Annotated in this window: 18 protein-coding genes, 4 pseudogenes and 1 riboswitch; of the genes and pseudogenes, 13 read left to right on the top strand and 9 right to left on the bottom strand. The window is 32.8% G+C overall.

The features are described from left to right. Positions 1-11: 11 nt before the first annotated feature. Positions 12-146, bottom strand: a pseudogene (locus GTO82_RS09730) (M57 family metalloprotease); the annotation flags it as partial. Between the two features lie 114 nt (positions 147-260). Next, positions 261-500 carry a hypothetical protein gene (locus GTO82_RS04985; RefSeq protein ID WP_180872744.1) on the bottom strand — a complete coding sequence of 80 codons (240 nt, stop codon included), beginning with the start codon at positions 498-500 and terminating at the stop codon, positions 261-263. Between the two features lie 275 nt (positions 501-775). On the opposite strand from GTO82_RS04985, the gene bsh reads away from it, so the two are divergent. Then, on the top strand, positions 776-1,753 hold the full coding sequence (gene bsh / locus GTO82_RS04980) for a choloylglycine hydrolase (protein WP_180872743.1): 978 nt from the start codon (positions 776-778) through the stop codon (positions 1,751-1,753). A gap of 101 nt (positions 1,754-1,854) precedes the next feature. Here bsh and GTO82_RS04975 read toward each other — a convergent pair. From GTO82_RS04975 to GTO82_RS04965, 3 genes and pseudogenes are all read right to left on the bottom strand, one after another. Then, positions 1,855-3,593, bottom strand: a pseudogene (locus GTO82_RS04975) (IS1182 family transposase). Between the two features lie 146 nt (positions 3,594-3,739). Beyond that, positions 3,740-4,819 carry an NB-ARC domain-containing protein gene (locus GTO82_RS04970; protein WP_180872742.1) on the bottom strand — a complete coding sequence of 360 codons (1,080 nt, stop codon included), beginning with the start codon at positions 4,817-4,819 and terminating at the stop codon, positions 3,740-3,742. Between the two features lie 320 nt (positions 4,820-5,139). Next, positions 5,140-6,240 (bottom strand): ATP-binding protein, encoded by a 1,101-nt coding sequence (locus GTO82_RS04965; protein WP_180872741.1) that lies wholly within the window; start codon positions 6,238-6,240, stop codon positions 5,140-5,142. A gap of 230 nt (positions 6,241-6,470) precedes the next feature. Here GTO82_RS04965 and GTO82_RS04960 point away from each other — a divergent pair. Together GTO82_RS04960 and GTO82_RS04955 are read left to right on the top strand one after the other, a co-directional pair. Beyond that, a pseudogene (locus GTO82_RS04960) lies at positions 6,471-8,993 on the top strand (excinuclease ABC subunit UvrA). Positions 8,994-9,202: 209 nt separating this feature from the next. Then, the gene (locus GTO82_RS04955; protein ID WP_180872740.1) at positions 9,203-9,655 is read left to right on the top strand and encodes a hypothetical protein; all 453 of its coding nucleotides are present in this window, start codon (positions 9,203-9,205) and stop codon (positions 9,653-9,655) included. Between the two features lie 67 nt (positions 9,656-9,722). Here GTO82_RS04955 and GTO82_RS04950 read toward each other — a convergent pair whose 3' ends face one another. Continuing rightward, complete coding sequence (locus GTO82_RS04950) at positions 9,723-10,055, bottom strand: putative quinol monooxygenase (protein WP_004897354.1); 333 nt, start codon at positions 10,053-10,055, stop codon at positions 9,723-9,725. A 133-nt stretch (positions 10,056-10,188) separates the two neighbouring features. Beyond that, a complete protein-coding gene (gene tpx, locus GTO82_RS04945) occupies positions 10,189-10,683 on the bottom strand; it encodes a thiol peroxidase (RefSeq protein ID WP_004897353.1) in 495 nt (164 codons plus the stop codon). Positions 10,684-10,879: 196 nt separating this feature from the next. Here tpx and GTO82_RS04940 point away from each other — a divergent pair, with 196 nt between their 5' ends. The 5 genes from GTO82_RS04940 (at position 10,880) to GTO82_RS04920 (ending at position 17,774) form a co-directional block, all read left to right on the top strand. Continuing rightward, complete coding sequence (locus GTO82_RS04940; RefSeq protein ID WP_086874876.1) at positions 10,880-11,293, top strand: cupin domain-containing protein; 414 nt, start codon at positions 10,880-10,882, stop codon at positions 11,291-11,293. Positions 11,294-11,501: 208 nt separating this feature from the next. Continuing rightward, positions 11,502-11,669, top strand: a riboswitch (M-box (ykoK) riboswitch). Positions 11,670-11,745: 76 nt separating this feature from the next. Beyond that, positions 11,746-14,424 (top strand): magnesium-translocating P-type ATPase, encoded by a 2,679-nt coding sequence (gene mgtA / locus GTO82_RS04935; RefSeq protein ID WP_180872739.1) that lies wholly within the window; start codon positions 11,746-11,748, stop codon positions 14,422-14,424. A 131-nt stretch (positions 14,425-14,555) separates the two neighbouring features. After that, complete coding sequence (locus tag GTO82_RS04930; RefSeq protein WP_094497281.1) at positions 14,556-14,993, top strand: MarR family winged helix-turn-helix transcriptional regulator; 438 nt, start codon at positions 14,556-14,558, stop codon at positions 14,991-14,993. Positions 14,994-15,077: 84 nt separating this feature from the next. After that, positions 15,078-16,829 carry an ABC transporter ATP-binding protein gene (locus GTO82_RS04925; RefSeq protein ID WP_180872738.1) on the top strand — a complete coding sequence of 584 codons (1,752 nt, stop codon included), beginning with the start codon at positions 15,078-15,080 and terminating at the stop codon, positions 16,827-16,829. 123 nt (positions 16,830-16,952) lie between these two features. Next, positions 16,953-17,774 (top strand): aldo/keto reductase, encoded by an 822-nt coding sequence (locus GTO82_RS04920; RefSeq protein WP_135014258.1) that lies wholly within the window; start codon positions 16,953-16,955, stop codon positions 17,772-17,774. Positions 17,775-17,862: 88 nt separating this feature from the next. Here the strand turns inward: GTO82_RS04920 and GTO82_RS04915 are convergent, their stop codons facing one another. Further along, positions 17,863-18,126, bottom strand: a complete 264-nt coding sequence (locus GTO82_RS04915; protein ID WP_086874879.1) for a transcriptional regulator — start codon at positions 18,124-18,126, stop codon at positions 17,863-17,865. Positions 18,127-18,241: 115 nt separating this feature from the next. On the opposite strand from GTO82_RS04915, the gene GTO82_RS04910 reads away from it, so the two are divergent. Further along, positions 18,242-19,522 (top strand): replication-associated recombination protein A, encoded by a 1,281-nt coding sequence (locus GTO82_RS04910; protein ID WP_180872737.1) that lies wholly within the window; start codon positions 18,242-18,244, stop codon positions 19,520-19,522. 799 nt (positions 19,523-20,321) lie between these two features. Beyond that, the gene (locus tag GTO82_RS04905) at positions 20,322-20,600 is read left to right on the top strand and encodes an NAD(P)H-binding protein (RefSeq protein ID WP_180872736.1); all 279 of its coding nucleotides are present in this window, start codon (positions 20,322-20,324) and stop codon (positions 20,598-20,600) included. Between the two features lie 55 nt (positions 20,601-20,655). Here GTO82_RS04905 and GTO82_RS04900 read toward each other — a convergent pair. After that, positions 20,656-21,943, bottom strand: a pseudogene (locus GTO82_RS04900) (transposase); the annotation flags it as partial. Between the two features lie 250 nt (positions 21,944-22,193). Here GTO82_RS04900 and GTO82_RS04895 point away from each other — a divergent pair. From GTO82_RS04895 to GTO82_RS04885, 3 genes are all read left to right on the top strand, one after another. Continuing rightward, the gene (locus GTO82_RS04895) at positions 22,194-22,349 is read left to right on the top strand and encodes a hypothetical protein (protein ID WP_173644855.1); all 156 of its coding nucleotides are present in this window, start codon (positions 22,194-22,196) and stop codon (positions 22,347-22,349) included. A 162-nt stretch (positions 22,350-22,511) separates the two neighbouring features. Then, entirely contained in the window at positions 22,512-23,111 is a 600-nt protein-coding gene (locus tag GTO82_RS04890) for a DUF1819 family protein (protein ID WP_180872735.1), read from the top strand. Next, positions 23,111-23,701 carry a DUF1788 domain-containing protein gene (locus tag GTO82_RS04885; protein WP_180872734.1) on the top strand — a complete coding sequence of 197 codons (591 nt, stop codon included), beginning with the start codon at positions 23,111-23,113 and terminating at the stop codon, positions 23,699-23,701. The genes GTO82_RS04890 and GTO82_RS04885 overlap by 1 nt, the downstream gene beginning before the upstream one ends. Positions 23,702-23,703 lie beyond the last annotated feature (2 nt).

Raw genomic sequence — 23,703 nt, 5'->3', positions numbered from 1 at the left:
CGAAACTCTTTTTATGCCGCATATGCGGATTTGTATAAATCTCTAGCGGCATTAATATCTTGCTCTTGAATAGAATAATAGGATCCTGCCGGATACATTACAGAAGCTGTATTAGTATGTTGTAAGCTAATTGCATGACCTAATTCATCATTATTTGAAATATCAATAAAGACATTTGCTTTAGCATGGTTCCAAGTCTGGTTGCTGGAAGTCTCTTGATTTTGTCCTTCACTAGAATTAGAAGTTACTGGCTGATTTGGCTATTGGTTATCTGATTCCGAGGATGGCGTCTGATCAGAAGGTCGATCGGAAACTTTAGGTGGAACTATCTTTAATGGATTAAGATCGCTAGCATCTAAGGTTGATATTTTTTCCTTTAATGTACTAATTGAATCGTTAGTAGCCGTGCGAACAGTAGGATTATTCTTATAAGTATTAACACTTACAGAAACAAGACCTAATAGAAGAAAGAGCTTAATTGTTTTTCTGACACTTTTCATGTAACTGTTATCACCTCCATTCGACAACAAGTTCATTTGGGAGATGTGAATAATTAATGGTGAAATAGTTATATATTTTTAGTGAAAGTTAACTTTTTCTTAGTAAGTAGTAAAAAATACTATGCACTTAGCGTATGAGAATAAAGGTTACTCTTCTTAATTCATGTTCTACTTTTTTTATTTAAAGTTGCATCCAAGACAAGTTAAGGGAATTTATTACATTTTAAGACTACAATAGAAAGTGAAAAGATTTTTGAGAAGAGAAGGAAATTAAGATGTGTACATCAATTTTATATAGTCCAAAAGATAATTATTTTGGTAGAAATTTAGATTATGAAATTGCCTATGGTCAGAAAGTGGTAATTACTCCTAGAAATTATCAACTTGATTATCGTCATTTACCAACACAAGATACTCATTATGCAATGATCGGTGTTTCAGTAGTTGCCAATGACTATCCATTGTATTGTGATGCTATCAATGAAAAAGGATTAGGAATAGCCGGATTAAATTTCACTGGTCCTGGTAAATATTTTGCTGTAGATGGAAGCAAAAAGAATGTTACTTCTTTTGAACTGATCCCATATTTACTAAGCAGTTGTGAAACTATTGAAGATGTAAAGAAATTATTGTCTGAAACTAATATTACTGATGAAAGTTTCTTTAAAGATTTACCAGTTACTACTCTTCATTGGTTAATGGGTGATAAAAGTGGTAAGAGTATAGTTATTGAATCAACAGAAACTGGTTTACACGTTTATGACAACCCAGTTAATACTTTAACAAATAATCCTGTCTTTCCAGCTCAAGTTGAAACCTTGGCTAACTTTGCTTCGGTTTCTCCAGCTCAACCTAAAAATACACTTGTACCTAATGCAGATATTAATCTGTATAGTCGTGGATTAGGGACCCATCATTTACCAGGCGGAACAGATTCAAATTCTCGCTTTATTAAGGCATCTTTTGTATTAGCTCATTCACCAAAAGGTAATGATGAAGTTGAAAATGTAACTAATTTCTTCCATATTTTACATTCAGTTGAACAAGCAAAGGGTACCGATGAAGTTGAAGATAATGTATTTGAATTTACCATGTATTCAGACTGTATGAATTTGGATAAGGGAATTTTATATTTTACTACTTACGATAATAACCAAATTAATGCTGTGGATATGAATAATGAAAATTTGGATACTTCTGATTTGATTACCTATGAATTATTTAAGGATCAGGCCATTAAATTTGAAAATTAAAAGTTAGTTTAAAGTTAGTTTAAAATTAATTTAGTAGTAAATTTTGACAAAGTAAAACGGGTGAAGTTGATTGGCTCCACCCGTTTTAGTTTATTTATTATTTAGGTTAAAACGAATTTTATTTTAAAAAGTAAATAATTACAAAACAATGTGTCTGGGAAAAAACTAATTCTCAGGTACAAAAAGACGATCAAGCCAACTCTTAATTTGAGTAGCTTGACCGTCTTTTTTTTCTATTTTTATTTGCACATAAAGCAGATCGGTCTTTGGACCATCTTCTGTGCCAATACTTGCTTAAGTTCATCATCATCAAGGCTATTCCTACATCAGTTTCAACCTTCTTTTTACCTCTTAGATGAGTTCGGCGCATGCCAAAGACGTTCTTCAAATGTCCAAAAACTGGCTCGACATCATACTTTCTCATGCTGTAGATGTGCTTGCCTTCAGGACTTTGAAGAACTTCTTTTGTCTTTTCTTTTAAATACTGCCAGTTAGGATTATAACGTACTTGCCTTTGACGGCCGCTTTTTGTTTTAGCTAAGCGTTCCAATTCTGGTGTGATTTGGAATTCATCTGCTTCATATATCTTAAAATCACGAACCTGACCAGTAGAGTGGTCCTTGCGCTGGCTATAATATTTGAAATTGAATCTAACGCCGTTTTGATCTAAATAATAATCATCTTTTTCATTGTAGAACCAGTTAGACAGCCGGCTTGGATCATTTTTGTACTTTCTGGTTTGTTCCTTTTCATACATGGTGTAAGGAATGAAATACTCTTTGTCTGAATACTTTTTTTCCAGCTGTGTGTAATTATATTCACTCCCATAGCCAGCGTCGGCGACAATCTTGTCAAACTTATCTAGGACCGTCATCTGTTTCAAAAAAGGCTCCAGCGTCTTGAAATCAGTTGGATTAGGATATAAGGCAAAATCAACCACGTACTGATCCGTCGTAGCCGCTTGAATATTGTAGCCTGGCTTAAGCTGGCCGTTTTTCATGTGGTCTTCCTTCATATGCATGAAAGTCGCATCATGGTCTGTCTTGGAGTAGCTGTTGCGTCCAGCAAAAATCTTCTCGGCTTCCTCGTATTTTTTCATTCGGGGCAGATAGTCTTTTTTCAAGCGATGAAGATACTTTTTAAGTCCACGTCTTCTCGCTTTTCTAGGCGAGCCACCTGGGATAGCTTTTGGTTCTTGCTCAATTTCTTTAGTCAGTTTTTCAATTTCAGCTTCGGTTTCTTGGGCTAGTTCTGCTAAGCCTTGACTAGTTTGAACTTTTTCTTTTTCCATTGCTTTAACCACTTCTTGGGCAACCAATTCATCATAAAGCTTGACTGCTTGATCTTTTAGCTTTTCATGAAACTTTTCAACAGCTTTACGCCAAACAAAAGTATAGCGATTGGCATCCGCTTCAATCTTGGTGCCATCAATAAAGATAGTCCCTTCATTGATTAAACCCTCTTGTTCTAATAAGTTGGTAAAGTACAAAAAGCTTTTCTTAATGAGCTGATTGGCATGCTTGCTAGATCTAAAATTATTGATGGTATGGTAAGAAATCTTTTGATGTTCTGCCAATACCATCATGGGCAAGTTTTCTTCCAACATTAATTCGATCTTTCGGCCTGAAAATACTCTTCTGGAATAAGCAAAAAGCAGAATTTTAAGCATCATGGCCGGATGATAGGCTGGACGTCCAGTTTCGGCAGTATCTCCCAATAAAACATCTTCTGGAATTGAATCGACAAACCAGCTGATAACAGTAGCTAAATGATTGTTAGGAATAGAGAAGTCTAAATTAAGTGTTAAAGCAGTTTGACCTGTGATATAATTTTGATACATTGAGATTGCCTTCTTTCATTTTGTTTTGTGGTGATTCAATAATAGCAAGGAAGGCACTTAAAGTACATAAAAAGAACGATGAAATCCAAAATGGAAATCATCGTTCTTTTTTCATGTCTGAGAATTAGTTTTTTCCCAGACACTTTTTATCCCCAATTTAATTCATCATATTTTGCTTGGATAAATTCCCTAAATAAAGGTAGGGTGAATCCTAATTTACCGCGAATGATTGTTTTGATTAAATCATATTTAATTAGCTTAGTACGATATATATTTACATATTGCTTGCTTTTACCCATTTTTTCAATAATTGCACTAATATTATTATTTTTTGACATCTCGTAGAGAAATTGAAAATCAATTTCTGTTAATTCATGTGAGATGACATCATATGCTTGATTGAAAAGCGTATCTTTAAAAGCTAACTTAGTATAATTCCAGGCATCTTTAAAATTTTTACCAGTAGATAGCTCTTCATACATCAAATCGCCAATTAATTGAAAAGCATAAGCATAACCTTGTGTCATCTCAGCCATTTCTTCAGCTTGCTCACTTGTAATGTCAAATACTTTAATATACGCTTGAGCAATTGATAATTTTTGCAATTTATTAACGTGAAACCTATCAGCGCGTACTAAAAAAGTTAAATTATGCGAACTAGAAAGTTCCGCTACTTCCTTCAACAATCCGGTCATGATAACAGAAACTTGAAGTTCACTTAAGCTCCAATTATTAAATTCTTCAGCTAATTTTTGAATTGCTGGTGTATTAGAAACTTCATCAATACAAAATGCGACTCGCATGTTAGCTTGTTTCAGTAATTTTAAAATTTTAGTGATTTCGGTTTTATAGTAGATTTCATCATGTTTTTCATTTGCTTCAGCAAAATTTATAGAAACGAATGGTAAGCTAATTGAAACAGATGAAGACCACTTTTTTAATTTATTAAGCATTGGAGCTAGCTTAATATACATTATACGGAATAAATCTTCAGTATTATGAAGAGTTACCACGATTGTATCATCATATTTATTAAGTTCTTTGCCAACTTTGTTCATAAAAACTGTTTTACCTGAACCACGAACACCAGTAATAAAAAGTGAGTAGGTGGGATGTTTTTTGTAACGATGTGCTCTTTTAGCATATTTGACAGCATCATTATTAAAGTCAAGATATAGTTCAGGAATACCGCCGAATTCGGCATCAAATGGATTTTCACTGTACATTCTATAACCTCGTTATACTTCATTATACTTTACTGCAAAATTTTATACTTCATTATACTTCATTATACTTTTCAGCACAATTTTATACTTCATTATACTTTTTAAGGAATTTTGGAATTGTTTTGCATAAGTGTATTAATGTTGATAATATTTTATCTTTTACGACTGAAGGATATAGTACTAAAAGAATCTTAGATATGAATATAAAAATGAGCAATAATTTTCTATACACACTGTAGAAAAATCATTGCTCATTTTTATATTCATATTTAGTTAAATCACGAGGAATAAGAAAGAAACTAAAAAGTTCTAGATGAATTTTAAAATTCATCTAAAATCATCTCTTGTTCGACGAATTTATCGAAGTAGGGTAACAAAAAGCTAACATAGCCATAACCATTCGGTTTAATAATTTGGTCATCAATTAATTTCCGGCGATAGACAGCAATGTAATTAGGTCCTTTTTCCATAAGATTACCAATAACCTGACTTTTAACCTTGTGTTGCTTAGATTTAACCATAGCTTGTACGAATTCTTTTTCACGCTCAGACATGTCGCTATAAACTTTGAAGTAAACATTTCTATTTAATTCACTAATATAGATGTCTAAGATGTTGTTTATATCAGATATAGAAATCGTCTTATTGGAGGAATGAATGATTTCTTCCCACAAATGATAACCCAATAATTGAAAAGCATAAGCAAATCCTTGAGTTTGTTTAGTCATATATAAAAGAGTTTCAGTCGAAAATGTATAGCCAGCTTTATTAAAAATGTGCTGATAACTATTTTTTATACTTTCAATATCTAAAGGATTCAAAACGATTCGATTGGCACGCAATAAAAAGGTAAGAACATCATCATTTTGGATTTCTGAAACATTTTCCGGTAAACCTGCCATAAGTAAAGAAACATTAAGATTGTTTCGAATCATAATTTGATAACAACTAGCAAATTTTTTTAATAATAGTGTTAAATGTACTTCGTCAATGTTAATTAAAACATGAAACCCTTTTTTTGTTAGTTTCTCTAAGGCATCTTGGAATAATAATTGAAAATTAGATTCAGCCTGTTGATGGAAACTAGCACTCATATCCAGTCCAAAGAAGTTCATCTTTAGGTCGATATTTTTTATGATCTTTAAGTTAAGAAGATGTCTTTGTAATTGATTTATTAATGAAATTAAAAGGTCATCATCTAAGACTAAATTAATTACTAACCAATTTTTATCTTTACTTATTAAATTAGAAACTTCTGTCATCAATGTAGTTTTTCCCGAACCACGTTGCCCGTAAAGAAGGGATGTTTGAAAAGGCGATCCCACTCGGTTCAATTCAGTAACTATACGTTGAGTTAATGAATCACGATTTAAGAAAACACTGGGCATTTTTCCAAAACTAGGATTAAAAGGATTTTCCATTTAGTTACACCTCTTTTTATAACTTTTTATAACTTTTATTTAATTTTATAACTTTTTATAACTTTTTTCCAGTTTGGAAAATTATGTTAAGGAGAACTATAAATTTTAAGAGAAAAAACTACACATAGAATATGCATGAAAACAGAAATTTAACAACTGAGTAAAAAGTTTCCTATTAATGTATAGGTACAAATTATCTCAATTATAAAAATGATAAAGAAGGAAATAAAATGGCAGTCCCAAAAAAGATTGAAGTTCGTGGTGGGCGTGTTCATAACTTAAAGAATATTAATGTAGATATCCCACTTCATAAGTTTGTGGCTATTTCAGGACTTTCGGGGTCAGGAAAGTCATCCCTAGCAATGGGAATTTTATATGAAGAAGGGTCGCACCGTTACTTGGATGCTCTATCTACCTATATGCGTCGACGGATTAAGCAAGGTGCGCAAGCGGATGTAACTAGTGTAAAACATATTCCATCTGCCTTAGCTCTCCGCCAGCGGCCAAGTGTTCCTAATGAACGAGCTACAGTTGGTACAACCACTGAAACATATAATGTTTTACGGCTTATTTTCTCAAGATTGGGTTCACCCGTTTGTCCGAATGGACACCGAGTTGCTCCAAGTTTAGATATTGCAGAAGCAATGTCAAAGTCCGGAGATGAGATGGGGCAGGCTACTTGTCCAACTTGTGGTGTAAAGTTTCACGTTCCAAGTGCGGAAGATTTTTCTTTTAATTCTGATGGAGCTTGTGAGCGTTGCGGTGGAACTGGTAAGGTACGCCAATTAGACGAAAGTAAATTAATTACCGATCCCAATCTATCAATTAAAGACGGTGCGGTAGCTTCTTGGAACTTACCTGGAAGGAACTTTATGCCAAATGTAGCTGAACATGCAGGTGTTAGAATTGACATTCCCTATAAGGATTTAACTGAGAAAGAGAAAGACTTTGTTTTAAATGGCCCTGAAAAGAAGTATAAGATGGATTTATTATCAGGAACAGGTCGCGTTTTTCATAATTTTAATGCCTTATATGAAAATGCGCATCAAGCAGTATTAAAGTCTGCTGAAAGTAGTAAAAGTGAACGAGCACAGAAACGTCTTGCAGAATTTTTTACTTATTCAACTTGTCCCGTTTGTCATGGAACGCGTCTTTGTCCAGAACTACTTAATCAGTTAGTTAATGGAAAAAATATTGATCAAGTTCAACATATGCAACTAGGCGATTTGCCTAAATGGAGTAAAGAAGTTCTCGCTAGTCTGCCAGAAAATATGCATCCCATGGCTAAAGCCCTACTCAATGAATTTATTAATAATTTGCAGCCATTACTGGATTTAGGATTAGATTATTTAACCATGGCACGAGCTGGGAATACCTTGTCTACTGGTGAATTACAAAGAATCCAACTTGCTAGAACTTTACGTACAGAAACTACCGGAGTTTTATACGTTTTAGATGAACCTTCAATTGGATTGCATCCCGCTAATGTTGATGGATTAATTAAAGTATTTCGAAAATTAGTTGCACAAGGTAATTCTCTTGTGGTCGTTGATCATAACGTTGATATTATAAAAGCAGCTGATGAAATTATTGAAATTGGTCCTGGTTCTGGTGAAGCTGGAGGAGAAATTTTGGATCAAGGCACTCCTTTAGAAATTGAAAAAGATCCTCAATCTTTAATTACACCTTATTTAGATGGCAAAGCCGATTTAATGGCTCGTAAAGTTAGTGATCAAGTTAATTCCGACCAAATTACTTTTGAAGTAGATCACTATTTTAATTTACATGATATTAAAGCAGGCATTCCTGTAAATCAAATTACTGCTGTAACTGGCTTTTCATGAGCAGGTAAGACTAGTTTGATTTTAGATTCTATTGTTCCAGCAATTAAGGCCCAAGATAAGGGAGAGCCTTTACCAAAGCAAGTTAAAGAATTTAATTCTCCTGTGCACCATGTTGTAAGTGTGGATGCTTCTCCAATTGGAAAGAGTACGCGTTCAACAGTCGCAACTTATACTTCGATTATGGATAATTTGCGTAAGCTCTTTGCTCAGCAACCTTTAGCCAAAGAAAAGTATTATACTCCAAGTTACTTCTCTTATAATAATAAAGAAGGGGCTTGTCCCACTTGTGGTGGTACCGGAATCGTTACTTTAGATATCCAGTTTTTACCGGATATGCAACAAACATGTCCTACTTGCCATGGAGATCGATATAATCAGAAAATTCAGAAAGTTAAATGGCATGATCTTTCAATTGTTGATGTTCTTAACTTGGATATAAACGAAGCCATTCCAATTTTTAAAGAAGTTCCAAAAATTGAACGCGATCTACTTTTATTGAAAGAAGTAGGTCTTGATTATTTACACTTAGGAGAAAGTACACCAACTTTGTCTGGTGGGGAAGCGCAGAGATTAAAATTAGTAACACACTTAAGTCAGAGACAAGACGATACCTTATTTGTTTTTGATGAACCTACTATTGGTCTGCATCCCTTAGATGTAAAGGTATTAGTTCATGTAATGCAAAAACTTCTTGATCAAGGCGCAACTATAATTACTATTACGCATGATCTTAACTTAATCGTTAATACTGACTACATGCTTGATTTAGGGCCACGTGGTGGTGAAAATGGAGGAAAGTTAGTGGCTAAAGGTAGACCATTAGAATTAATTAAAGATCCGCACAGCCTGACCGTGAAGTATTTAGCAGATTATGTCGATCAGTTTAAATTAAATAAAATAAATAGTTAATAAGAAGTAGCCAATCTAAGAATTGTAGTGACCCTCGAAATTCGGACACGAATTTCGGGGGGTTCTTATGACCAAATTATCTAAAGAAGATAAAAAGTATTATATTGAAGCCTATATATTTTTCATCCTTGTTAATTAGTTAAAATTGTTAAATAATTTTGTATAATAAAGTGGCAATTCAGTAAAGTTTGAGAGGATGGAAGCATAGTATGGAAAAGTTAAAAGCAATTCAATTTAATTTTGAAAATTGTGAGTCTGAGCAAATTCCAATTGAGTATATTCCTTATTTTAATTTTAAAAATGTATATACTAACTTAAGCCATCGCTGGGACCATGAAGAAGAAGATAGTGATGTCCTTAAAACAGGCCTTGAATGTGATGGGTTTACTATGATTGCTGACTGGGACAGAGTAAATACCATTGAAACCTCAGAAGAATATAATTTAGCTGACCGGATTGCTAAATTCCATGATTTAGTTGATGTAGATTTGATTTTTAAATCTGGAAAAACTAAAAATATTTATATGCCATGGGAAGATGCAAACTATGGTGAATCTAACGCTTTAATGATTGTTCTAAAGTCTGATTCTAGTTCTTATGTTACTAATAGCAAGTTCAACAATAGTACATTTTTAGAGGTTTATACAGAAAAAAAGGCGTAAGCTAATATCTTTTTTAGATATTAGGCATGCGCCTTTTTATTAGTCTTTGAATATGGTTAAAAATCTATTATTTTCGAATAAATTTTTGATCACTGCTTGGAATACCATTCTCGTCAGAAATATAACGTTCTACACGCATATGAAGATCATACTTTTTACGTAGGTCGGCTAATTCTTGCATCATTGGTGAAGCATGGTGGGCATCAAGAGATTCTTGATTTTTCCAGCTATCAATTAGAAGAATAGTTTCAGGATCATCTAATGGAATGAAATATTCATATTTTTCATTTCCTGGTTCTTTCCTAATACGGTCGGCTACACCGCTGCTTTCCATTTCTTCAGCGAATTTACGAGCGCTTCCATTTTTACCAGTGTAGTAAAGATTAACTGTTAATGACATATCTAATCCTCCTTAATTATTCGTGGTAGTTCTTTAACCATTTTATATTAAATTTTAATCAAGAAAAAAGTGTTTACCATCAAGACTTTAAAATCTGGTAAACGCTTTTTCTATAAACTGATTTTGATAAACATTAATGCAATTGTTTTAATTCGTTTAATACTGCATCATAGTTTGGCTCATGTGTAATTTCATCAACTAATTCACGGTATAGAATTTTCCCATTAGGATCGAGGACCCAAACAGAACGAGCAAGAATACCGGATTCAGGAATTAATAAGCCAGTTGCCTTACCAAATGAAAAATTTTTATCAGACATCAATTGCATATTTTTAACATCTTCGGCAGCACACCAAGTTTGCTGGTCTTCAACCGTATTAGTTGAAATAGTCAAAAAGTTAATTTCTGGAAATTTATCCATTGTTTTATTAAAAGTTTTGGTTTGAATACTGCAAACAGGAGTATTAATATCTGGTACTACACTAATTAAACTAAATTTACCTAACAAATCAGACTTAGTGAATTCTTGATTGTTCTTATTTAGTACTGCAAAATTAGGCATTTCTTCACCAACTGCTGGCGGAGTACCTATTAATTTAACTTCTTTACCTTTAAAAGTGATTTTCATAAGTTATACCCTCTCTTTCTTCTTATTATCTTAAATATAGCAAATTATAGGAGGTATCTTAAATATTTAGCCTATGTAGTAAAATACCATACCTTAAATGCATAGATGTCTAGTAGAAATAACTATTTTTAATTTATAAAGGGTAGATATAAACTAATAGATGAGAGAAATAAAGAGTTTTACGGAGGAAAAAATAATGGCAAAAAATGAAGAAGAAGTAAAAAATAGTGTCTTTGGCTTTGGTAAATTTAACGAAGCATACGCAAAATACTTTCAAGGAAAGAGTTACCTCAATCCTTTAGCATCAAGTAAAGAGGCTAAAACTGGTGTAAGTAATGTAAGTTTTGAGCCTGGTTGTCGTAATGATTGGCACATGCACTCAATTCCTCGAATCCTAATTGCCGTTGCAGGTGAAGGTTGGTATCAAGAAGAAGGTAAACCAGCACAGAAGATGGTTCCCGGGGATGTTGTAATTGTTAACCCTAATACTAAACACTGGCATGGTGCTACCAAGGATTCATGGTTTGCTCATGTAGCAGTAATGGTCGGAGACGGTAAAACCACTTGGCTTGAGCCAGTTTCTGATGAAGAATACGATAAGTTAGGTTAAATTTAATAGAGTTTATATTAATGAATTAGGTAGATAAAAAGTTAAGTACTGACTGTAGTACTTAACTTTTTTCGTAAACTTGATAATTTCTTTAAAGAATACTTGAAGTAAAATATTTCGATTTTTTTAAGAAAGTAAAGAAATTATAAAGACGGTTGAATAATAAAAAATAGTCGTTTAGGCTATAGTCGTTAATTAAATAAAGAAGCAAATAAACTGTTAGGTGAGACTCCTACGTAAATATATGCTGATGCTCAGGAACATCCAGAGATGCCAACGGGTCAAACAGGAACTGTCGAGTTAAGGCTTTTCCCAGTCAGCTAGTTGAAAAAACTTTACGTTACGTAGTGTTAAAACTGAACGACGAGTATTAAATCGCTATTATAAGACCAATGCAGTTTTTGCGTTGGTCTTTTTGTTTGTTTGCCGATTTTTTAGAGGGAGAGATTACTATGTTAAAATTCAACTCTAAAGATCGTGTAGTAACTGATGCGACTTTAGCTAAGCAAATTGCTGGAAAAGAAAAGAGTGAAGTATTAAAGCAATTAGATACGTCAATTAATGGGTTAAACCCTGCGCAAGCAAAAAAGCGTTTAGAGCGCGATGGGTTAAATGAAGTATCAAATAAAGAGTGTCATCCAAAATTGCATTTTTTATTTGATGCTTTCATGACTCCATTTACAGGAGTATTACTGTTTTTAGCTCTTTTATCTTTTTTGACTAACTATCTTTTTGTTCCTGCAGATCAAAAGGATCTCAGTACAGTCATTATTATGATTACAATGGTTTTAATTTCTGGAATAACTAGTTTTATCCAGAATGTTAAAACCAGTGACGCAGTTGATTCACTATTAAATATGGTATCTGTAACCACGAATATCAAACGAGATGGGAAAGATCAAGAATTACCGACTAAAGATGTTGTAGTTGGTGATATCATCAATCTAACTGCTGGAGATCTAGTACCAGCAGATCTGTATTTATTAAAAAGTAAGGATCTCTTTTGTTCAGCAAGTTCATTAAATGGTGAATCTAGTCCTGTTGAAAAACTAGCAGATGAAAAGCCAAAGGAAAATGATAACTATCTAGATTATCCGAATATTTTATATGAGGGAACAAATATTGTTTCGGGCTCTGCAATGGGCGTTGTATTTGCTACAGGTGATGAGACAGTTTTTGGTAATTTAGCACGTACTCTTAGCAAGAATAAAAATAAAGAAACAACTTTTGATATTGGAATCAAAAATGTTTCAAAGATTTTATTGATTATGACCGCCGTAATTGCACCTCTTGTATTTTTAATTAATGGCTTAACCAAAGGGGATTGGCTTAATGCATTGATTTTTGCTATTGCTACAGCTGTGGGACTAACTCCAGAAATGCTTCCTGTAATTGTTACAAGCAATCTAGTTAAGGGATCAGTTGAAATGGCAAGGCACGAAACAATTGTTAAACGAATGAATTCAATTCAAAACTTTGGCTCCGCTGATATTCTTTGCACAGATAAAACTGGAACCTTAACACAAGATAAAGTAGTTTTAGAACGTCACTATGATTTGGATTTAGAAGAAAAATCAAAAGTCTTAGAACTATCATACTTGAACAGTTACTATCAAACAGGGATGAAAGACTTAATTGATAAGGCAATCATTAATGCAGCTAAAGATGAATTAGATACAGAAGAAATTAACCAAAATTATCAAAAAATTGATGAGATTCCCTTTGACTTTAAAAGAAGACGAATGAGTGTCGTGGTAATGAATAAGAAGCATGAACACTTATTAGTAACAAAAGGAGCTGCTGAAGAAATGCTTGCTTGCTCTAATCGGTTGGAAATTAACGATAAAATTACCATGCTTGATCAAGAGCAGAGACAAGAAATTTTAAATAAGATCAATCAAATGAATCAAGATGGGTTACGGGTGGTATTGCTCGCTTATAAAAAGAATCCTGCTCCTGTTGGTGAATTCAGTGTTGATGATGAGAAAGAACTAATTTTAACTGGATTTTTAGCATTTTTAGATCCACCAAAGGATAGTGCCAAAGCTGCCTTAACAGCTTTAAAGAGGGATGGAATTACTGTAAAGATCTTAACTGGAGACAATGAAGCTGTCACTAGAAATGTTGGCAAACAAGTTGGATTAGATATCAATTGCGTGTATCAGGGAAAGGACTTAGAAAATAAAAGTTCAGCTGAATTGAAGAAAATGATTGAAGAATGTGATGTTTTTGTAAAACTATCTCCTCAACAAAAGGCACAAATTATTCAATTATTAAGAGAAAATAACCATACTGTTGCTTATATGGGAGACGGAATTAATGATGCGCCGGCTATGAAAGCGGCTGATGTTGCTATTTCCGTTGATACAGCCGTAGACATTGCTAAAAAATCTGCTGATATAATTTTGTTACACAAAGACCTAATGATTTTAGAAAAAGCTGTTCAAATTGGTCGCCAAGTATTTGGAAATACGATGAAGTATATTAAAATTACGCTTTCATCTAATTTTGGTAATATTTTATCAATTTTAGTAGCATCCTCATTTCTTCCTTTTCTTCCAATGCTTCCAGTTCAACTTCTCATTTTAGACTTAATGTACGGTACCAGCTGTCTATCAATTCCATTCGATACAATGAATAAACATTATTTATCTGAACCAAGAAAGTGGAGTACGAAGAAGCTTCCTAAGTTTATGTTCTATTTTGGTCCTACATCTTCGATTTTTGACATCATAACTTTTGCATTACTGTTCTTTATAGTTTGTCCACAAATTATCGGAAGTAGCTATGCAGGAGCAACTGCTTCACAAAAATTACTTTTTTCAGCTGTCTTTTGTACTGGCTGGTTTATTGAATCGCTTTGGACCCAAGAAATGGTTATTCATGCACTTAGAGATCCAGGCCTCCCATTTATTAAACAGCATGCTACAGCAATTGTTACCTGGGCAACGATTGGTATGGCTGCAATTGGGACTATGTTACCATTTATTATTCCTGTCGCAAAAGCAGTGAAATTTGGCCCAATTCCAGTATATTTTTTAGGAATTGTATTTATTTTACTAATTTTATACATTGCTTTAACGATGTTAGTAAAGAAATGGTATCTAAAATCAGAGAAATATTTAATCTAATTGTTTTAATATTAAATCTATTTTTAAAGGAAGTATGTTTTACTACATACTTCCTTTTGTTTTATTGTGGCATATTTTATAATTAGGTATCTAACAGTATACATTCTAACTATTAACAAAGGGGTTAAAAGATGACAGATAAAGTAGAAAAATATCAAGAAATGATGGATTTATTCCGTTTATACTTCAACTTTTCTAAAAGATTTTATGGGGAAGAAGTAAAATTTAGTCAACTTACTCCTCAGCAAGGACGAACTTTGATGTATATTCAAGAGCATCCGGGTATGATTCAAAGGGAACTAGCTGATAATTTTCATTTACGTAATGCCAGTGTAACTAATATGTTGAAAAATCTTGAACGTGATGGATATATTCAACGCAAGCAAGATGAAAAGTCTGCTCGAATTAAACGGATTTATATTACCCAGTTAGGAGAAAAACAAGTTATTGAGATGAAAAAAAGCTTTAACTTGATATTAAAAAAACTTTCTAGTCGAGTAGACGAAAAGCTATTAGATCAATTAATTCCACTCCTGAAGGAACTAAACCAACAAGTTCGAAATAATTAGTGACTTGACAGTTAGGTATCTACATGTTTTAATACTAAGCGTCAATCATTATTAGGTACCTAACTATTAAGGAGGAATTTATTAATGGATAGAGGAAGACCCCGGATTGAAAAAGGAAAACATAGTTTTAGTTTTCAGGATTTTTTTAAATTAATAAATCAAGTGCATCCTAAATACTGGCAATTAATTGTTGGTATTCTGGCTGGCTTAATTGCCACGGGAGCGAACTTAATCGTTCCTCAATTTGCACAAAGAATTATTAATAACTTTAAGCATTTAAATATAAACCTGGTAATTATTACTGGAATAGTATTTTTTGGTGGAGTAATTATTAGTGCCTTATCTGGTTATATTTTGGGAGTTTTTGGAGAGCATGTGGTTTCGAAACTTCGTGATAATCTCTGGGCTCGCTTACTTAAGATGCCAGTTAGTTATTTTGATAATACTTCGACAGGTGAAATTTCATCAAGACTAGTTAATGACACGTCACAAGTCAAGAATTTACTTGCTAATACCTTGCCGAATGCAATTACTTCTTTATTACAATTCTTTGGTGCTGTCGTCATCATGTTTATGATGGATTGGCAGATGTCCTTAATCATGGTTCTTGCTGTTCCTTTAGTGATATTTGTCCTACTACCATTTATGAGATTGTCAGGAAAAATTGGCCGGGCACGTCAAGATGAACTGGCAAAATTTTCTAGTGATTCAACTAATGTTTTAAGTGAGATCCGTTTGGTAAAATCAAGTAATTCAGAGAAGAAGGAGCTTGCTACAGGAACAAAAAGAATTGCTAAACTTTATGCAATTGGGGTAAAGGAATCATGGATTAATTCCTTAATGCAGCCAATTTCTAATATGTTAATGATGATTTTAGTAATTGGTATTTTAACTTACGGTGCTATTCGTGTTATGCAAGGTACACTTACTATGGGTGCACTTATTTCCTTCTTAATGTATCTATTTCAATTGATGGGTCCAGTAATCATAATTAGTCAATTTTTCAATGAATTAGCTAAGACGTCAGGTTCAACTGAACGTATCGGCGAAATGCTTAATGAACCAATTGAAGTATCTGCCGATAATCAAAAGGTTGATATTGCTGGAAAAGAATTGAAGCTGCAGAATGTAAGTTTCTCATATGAAAAAGGAAAGCAAATTCTACATGATATCAATGTGTCGGCTAAGCCTAACACTGTTGTCGCCTTTGCTGGTCCATCAGGTGGTGGAAAATCAACAATTTTTTCACTAATAGAACGTTTCTATAAACCAACTTCGGGAAAGATAACTATTGGTGGTCAAAATATAGAAGAGATTGATTTAACTGATTGGCGTAAACAAATTGGACTTGTAGGTCAAAATTCATCAGTAATGCCCGGAACTATTCGTGAAAATCTGGTTTATGGCTTAGGAAGAAAAGTTAGTGACGATGAATTATGGCATGTTTTAAAGATGGCATATGCAGATAAATTTGTAAAAGAGGCAGAAGATGGCTTAGAAACACAGATTGGTGAACGAGGTGTTAAGCTGTTTGGTGGACAAAGACAGAGAATTGCAATTGCGAGGGCCTTTTTGCGTGATCCGAAAATCTTAATGCTTGATGAGGCTACTGCAAGTCTTGATTCAGAATCTGAAGCTATGGTACAAAAAGCCTTAGCAAGTCTGATGAAAAATAGAATGACTTTAGTAATTGCTCACCGTTTAAGTACAATTGTTGATGCAGATAAAATTTATTTCATTGATCATGGAACTGTTTCCGGCTCAGGTACTCATGATGAACTAGTAAAATCAACACCTCTTTATGCAGAATACGTTCATAATCAATTTAAAAAATAGTAGATAAAAATAGCGGCTTTTAAGTCGCTATTTTTTGTATAAATTAAAATAAGAGTTTTATTTATTCTTTTAGGATATGATTATCATATGGAAGTAAAATAATGAATTAACATAGAGGTAATTATGAAACATTTAACGTTAAATAACGGTGTTAAAATCCCAATTTTTGGCTTTGGAACTTACGAGATTAGCCCAGACCAAACAAAAGAAGCTGTTTTATCTGCTTTTAAAGATGGCTACCGTTTAATTGATACAGCACAATATTATCAAAATGAACAGCAGGTAGGAGAAGCAGTCCGCGCAAGTAATCTTAATCGGGATGAAGTTTTCATTACTACAAAGACCATGACTGATGGATATGAAGCGACTAAGCAGGGACTAGATGAATCTCTAAATAAAAGTGGCTTAGATTATTTTGATTTAGTCTTAATTCATTGGCCAATGGGCCACGATTTAGATACTTGGCGCGCTCTAGAAGAAGCATATAAAGCTGGTAAAACGCGAGCTATTGGTATCAGTAATTTTAATAGTCGACAAACTTTAGAATTAATTAATCATGCAGAAATTCGGCCCATGGTTGATCAGATTGAAACACATCTTTTATTACAACAATGGAAAATGCACGAATTTTTGAAAAAAGAAAATATTATTCATGAAAGCTATAGTCCGTTAGGTAACGGTCAACAAAATCTGATGACTAATCCAGTGTTACAAAAAATTGGTGAAAAATATGGTAAATCACCAATCCAAGTGATTTTACGGTATTTAGTCCAGAATGACATTGTAACTATTCCTCGCTCTACTAATCCAGCCCATATTAAAGCTAATATTGATATCTTTGATTTTGAGTTAGATAAAGAGGATCTTAAGCAGCTTCGTGCTTTAGATGAGCGCAAGCCAATTGATGGTTGGCCAGCAGAAATGCGAGAAGATGAGGATTATTAAGCTGAAAAACATAATATAAAAACATAAAAGAGTAATTGTAGTCTCATAGATGGTATGAGATAGACAATTACTCTTTTTTATTACTCACTTAATTATTGAGCGAGTCTCGTAATTTTTCTAAAAATAAGTTTCCTAAATTAGATAGCTTTCGATTCTTCTTCCAAATAACGATATTGGGATCAGTAATTTGGGGAGAAAGAGGGCGAGCAGTTAAGCCTTCTAGTTTCTTATCATATAAATTATTATAAGAAATTTGGACGCTATGACCTTCACCAGCTAAAAGAGACGCAGTATAAGCTAAATTGCTGTTTGCAACCGTTAAATCAGTTGGGGTAATCTTACAATCGGACAAAGTGTTTAAAATGATTTGAGTAGAGCTTGGGGTTATATAAATTTGTTTTGAACTAATAATTGTGATAATAATAGATAAAACTTAACACTTTACTATAAGTAAGAAGGTCGATTTTATGCCTATCAAAAAGCCATTAGCAGATTTGATCCGACCAAAAAATTTATCACAATTTGTAGGTCAAACTAAGCTAATTTCTGAAGGAAAGCCCCTTTATCAAATTATCAAAAATCATGTTCCAATTTCGCTCTTATTATGGGGTCCGCCTGGAACAGGAAAAACTAGTCTAGCGCAAATTATCGCTCGAGAGTATGACTATCCGTTAGCCACTTTTAATGCTTCGGTTGATAATAAAGCAAAGCTGATGCAAATCATTAATACTTATCCATACCAATCGTTTGTTCTACTAATTGATGAAATTCATCGCATGACGACAACATTGCAGGATTATCTTCTGCCGTATTTAGAGAACGGGCAAATTCTTTTAATTGGCGCAACTACTGAAAATCCGATTATGTCAATTGTTCCTGCTGTCCGCTCACGTTGTCAGATTTTTGAATTTGAGACTTTAGATGATAAGGATATTAGTCATGTTTTGATTCGTGCTCTAAAAGAAGTATTCCATTTAGAAGAAAAGCAAATAGATAAAGAAGCAATTAACATTATTGCTCGCTCAGCTGATGGGGATTTGCGTGTAGCATTAAATTTATTAGAAAGTATCCATGCAGTTAATGGAGAAGAGATTTCAGTTAAAAATGTTAAGGAATTTGTAAAAGGTCAACATTTTGCTTATGACAGAAAAGCAACTAAGCATTATGATTATTTAGCAGCTTATTCAGATTCAATGGCTGGGTCCGATACTGATGCAGCCTTGTATTATCTTACCGTCTTACTTAAAAACGGAGATCTACCGTCAGTAGTGCGGCGTCTACGAGAAATTCCATACACATACGTTGGCTTAGCCAATCCAGAACAAGTAACGCAAATAGTAGTTGCAGCTAATCAAGCAGAAAAAATAGGGATGCCAAAGGCAAAATATCCTTTAATGTTTGCGACTATGTTAATGTGTTTGTCCCCTAAGTCAGGTGCTTTTGATGAAATTTGGGAAAAGCTTGATAAAGATACTACTCATCCTAATGAGCATCCCATGCCACATGGATTACGAGATATGCATTATAAACATTCAGAAGAAATAACGGGTGGTGGGTTGATAGATAATCCATTTACACAACCATTTCAAATTGCAAAACAAAATTACATGCCGAAAGGTCTTGAAGGTAAAAGATATTACTTTGCAAAAGATAATGTTAATGAGAAAAAGCTAGAGCAACAATATTTGAAACTTCATAAATATATTTATGGTAAGGAATATAAAAAAGATAATTTGTCACAAAAGTAATTATTATGTATTATAGATTGATTTTTCCTTAATCATTTGTGCTAAAAGATTACGATTAACTTGTTATATGTAAATATTTGATTTATAGCCTTTAAAGATATCTACGTCGGTAGATATTTTTTACTATGCATAAGTAGCATAGCACTATAAAATTCTAATAATTTTCTTCGATAGTAAAACTTAATAAAATATATTTAAAAATTAAATCAAGTAAGAAAAATAATGAAATTTGTTTTGCTGAAATTAATACAATTCCAATATCAGAAGTATTTTTGTATAGTTAGTTTTTTACCATAAATAATTCGAATACTAGTATAAAAAAATAGCAATTTTTTTACATCGTTTTTCTTCCTAATTAATAAACATTAAGTTAAATAAAATAGCAAAGAGATAAAAATTATGTCACAAATAATCGAAATTGGAATTTTATTAGGTTTATTATTTTTATCAGTCAGCCCTAGTCAAAGAACTCAACCTCATAAAATTGATCGGCGTGGAAGATAGGATGATTTAAATGAAAATTTTAATTCAACAGTTGGTGACGTAAAGAAGAAGTTAAATTTTACGAAAATCAAAATATTGCTGTTGAAGCATGGACACCTTTTCCAGAAGGAAAGTCAATTTTTTGATTATCGAGATCCAGTAGCCATTGAAAGTATTTTCGGTAACAGTATTAAAAGTTTAAAGAGCTAATTTACTATGCATTAATTGCAATAGCTCCTATAAGTAGTAATTTTCAGATTAGGCTTAGTGCAATATACTTTTTCTTGTAAAAAATTATGAAAGGAAGAAAAACATTATGACAAAAAATGTTGCAATTATTGGTGCAAACGGACAAATCGCACGTTTAGTTGAAGATCGTATTTTAAATGAAGACAAGAATGTATATTTAACTCTATTTCTTAGAAATGCAAGTCGCCTTTCTAATTTAGCAAATAATGAACAAGTAACTATCATCGATGGGGATGCTAATAAACCAGAAGATCTTAGAAAAGCAATTATAGTATTAAAATGTGTCTGGGAAAAAACTAAGCTTTTATTCCAGATAACAAAACAGAGAAATTTATTTTTGCAGTGAATTTCTCTGTTTTTTTGCTTTTTTGAATAATAATTTAAAGGTTTTACCTTTCTCTTTGCTCCATATTTACTTAAATTCATCATCATAAACATAATTCCGATATCTGTTTCGACTTTCTTTTTGCCTCTTAAATGGGTTCTTCGCATGCCAAATACACTCTTCATATGTCCGAAAATTGGTTCCACATCTGTCTTTCTACAGCCATAGATTCGTTTACCATCTTCGCTTTGAAGAGTTTCTTTTGCTTTTTCTTTTAAATATTGCCAATTTGGATTGTAATGAATTTATCTTTGACGACCAGATTTGGTTTTAGCTAGAGCTGTTAGCTCTTCTGTTAACTGGAACTCCTCGGCTTCATAAATCTTAAAGTCTCTAGTCATGCCAGTTGTTCTGTCTTTTCTGCGACTATAGTACTTGAAGTTAAATCTAACAACAGACTTGTCTACATAGTAATCTGCTTCTTCATTGTAATACCAATTGGCAATTTTTGAAGGATCTTTCTTATATTTCCGTGTTTGTTCTTTTTCGTATAACGTGTATGGTATCTGATAGTCTTTGTCTGAATAATTTTCTTCTAGAATTGAATAGTTATACTCACTACCATACCCAGCATTAGCCACAATGTTATGAAACTTATCTAAGATACCATGGGATTTCATCTGTTCTAAAAATGGTTTAAGGGTTCTAAAGTCAGTTGGATTAGGGAATAGGGCAAAGTCTACAGCATATTGGTTAGTAGTTGCTGCTTGAATATTGTAGCCTGGTTTTAATTGACCATTTCACATGTGGTCTCCTTTCATATGCATGAATGTGGCATCATGATCTGTTTTGTAGTAGCTATTCCGACCATCAAAGATCTTTTCAGTTTCTTCATATTTCTTAGCTCTAGGAATAAGATCTTTTTGAATCTTGTTTAGAATCTTATTTAATCCGCGTCTTTTGAATTTGTTTTTAGATCCACCTGGAATAACTTTAGGCTCTTCTTCAATCTCTTTGGTAATTTTCTTAATTTCTTTTTCTGTTTCTTGAGCTAGAATTTCTAATCCTTGACTAATTTGAACCTCTTCTTCGGGCTATAGCCTTAACGACTCCTTATTGATCAATTCATCATATAAGCTAACTGCGTCATTTTTTAACTTATCATGATACTTTTCAACTGCTTTACTTCAAACAAAAGTGTACTTATTTGCATCATCTTCAATCTTAGTATCATCAATAAAAACAGCACTTTCACGAATTAATCCCTCATCTTCTAATAATGGAGTAAAGTAGACAAAACATTTCTTAATTATTTGATTAGCGTGGTCACTTGATCTGAAGTTATTGATGGTATGATATGAAATGAGAATGACAAAATTAACTAAAGGCTATGCTTATGCATTCCAAGATTTGGGATACTATGTTTGAAAGCATGCAACTGATCACATAACTGAAAGTGATATAGATGACATTCTGCCTTTGTTTAAAAATGATCTTTATAAGAATGTTTATACAAAAATTATTTCTGAATTATCTCCAACTGATTAAAAATTCTTAATGATTATGGCGGAAAGCGATAATAATGTTGTTTAAATAAGTCATATTAGAAAACAAATGAATAAAAGTTCCAATTATGTCTCACAATATCGTCAGCGTTTGATTGACAGTCAAGTCATTATTGAAGCAGGATACGGAAAAGTTTCATTTTCTTTGCCGTTTATGAAAGAATTTCTACTAAAAGCTGCTGAATTTTATAATATCGGAGAATAAAAGTATGACTTCAACTTAGATGTGAAGACATGCTTCTTTATTTGATAAAAGTTGATCATAAGAAATACTGCTAAAAAAGATAATAGTCATATATAATGTATTAAGCGTGATTGTGTTAATGCAGATAGCATTATGCAATAATTAGAAATTTGAGGGGATAAAATGCCGCGTACTTATAATGGTGGAATTGCTTCATATGCAATTTGGTTGCCGGAGTTTGCACAATTTATTGAGCTTTATCAATCAGGAAAAAGTATTGATGAAATAAAACATCTTAGCGATAAAGAAAATATATTTAAAATGTCTAGCAAATCTCGGGCTAGACGTTGTTCAAGAAATTTATCTGTCAGAATTAATGCTTTACCAAAGACTATTATAGATATTTTTCCATCTTTAAATCCTACCAATCAAAAGATAGTGTCACTAATATCTATGATGTTAACAAGTAAAATTCTTAATGAATTTGTTTATGATGTATATCGACCTAAAGTAATTATGCGTGAAAATACTTTACAAGATTATGAAATAGAATCATTTCTTAACCAGAAAAGAATCGAAAGTCCTGAGGTCGCAAAATGGTCTCTTAATACTTTTAAACGTCTCAAAGGAGCTTTGAAGACTTTCTTGAGGGATGGGGGATTGTTAGAGAATGTTAAATCTAATGAGGATAAGCTACTTTTTCCATTAATAGATTCACAACTAATCATTATTATGAAAGAAGAAAAGTTAGACTATGAATTGGCTGCTCTAGGAGAAGTATAATGACAGAAGATATTAATCTTAGATTTGAACATTTAAAAGAAAAAATGATTGATCCCAAGTTTCAAAAAAATAAGGGACTGTCTAATGAAGTGGGGTATTGGATTTTTGACTATCCAGCTAATCAAGAATTAGAAGTTCGTAAAAAAATAGCTAAGATAAAAGAGAGTGCTCTTGCTTCTAGAGTGAACCTAAAAGTTTTTGATATTTATAATGTTATGATGACCTTGCTAAAGGATCAGAAAAAATATACAGGTGCTGATCCTATCCCAATCCTTGAAGAAATTGAAAAAAATCGAGGCTTTGACGTATTAATTGCGCAGATTAATAACATTCTAGAAATGAGTGAAAATAATAATTTAATTGTTCAATATATAAAGAATAGATTACCAGAAAAGTGTATTGTATTTATAGTAGGACTAGGCAAAACCTATCCTATTATTAGAGCTCATAAAATATTAAATACGATGCATCAGGTTTTGGATGAAAATCCAGTTGTGTTATTTTATCCGGGTAATTATGATGAAAAGAGCTTAAGAGCGTTTGGAGAAGTTAAGGACCAAAATTATTACAGAGCGTTTAGATTAGATTAGGG

The organism is Lactobacillus johnsonii (genome assembly GCF_013487865.1).
GTDB lineage: Bacteria > Bacillota > Bacilli > Lactobacillales > Lactobacillaceae > Lactobacillus > Lactobacillus johnsonii_A.
Note: the sequence above shows the minus strand (reverse complement) of the source record. Positions and strands in the feature narration are given on the sequence as shown.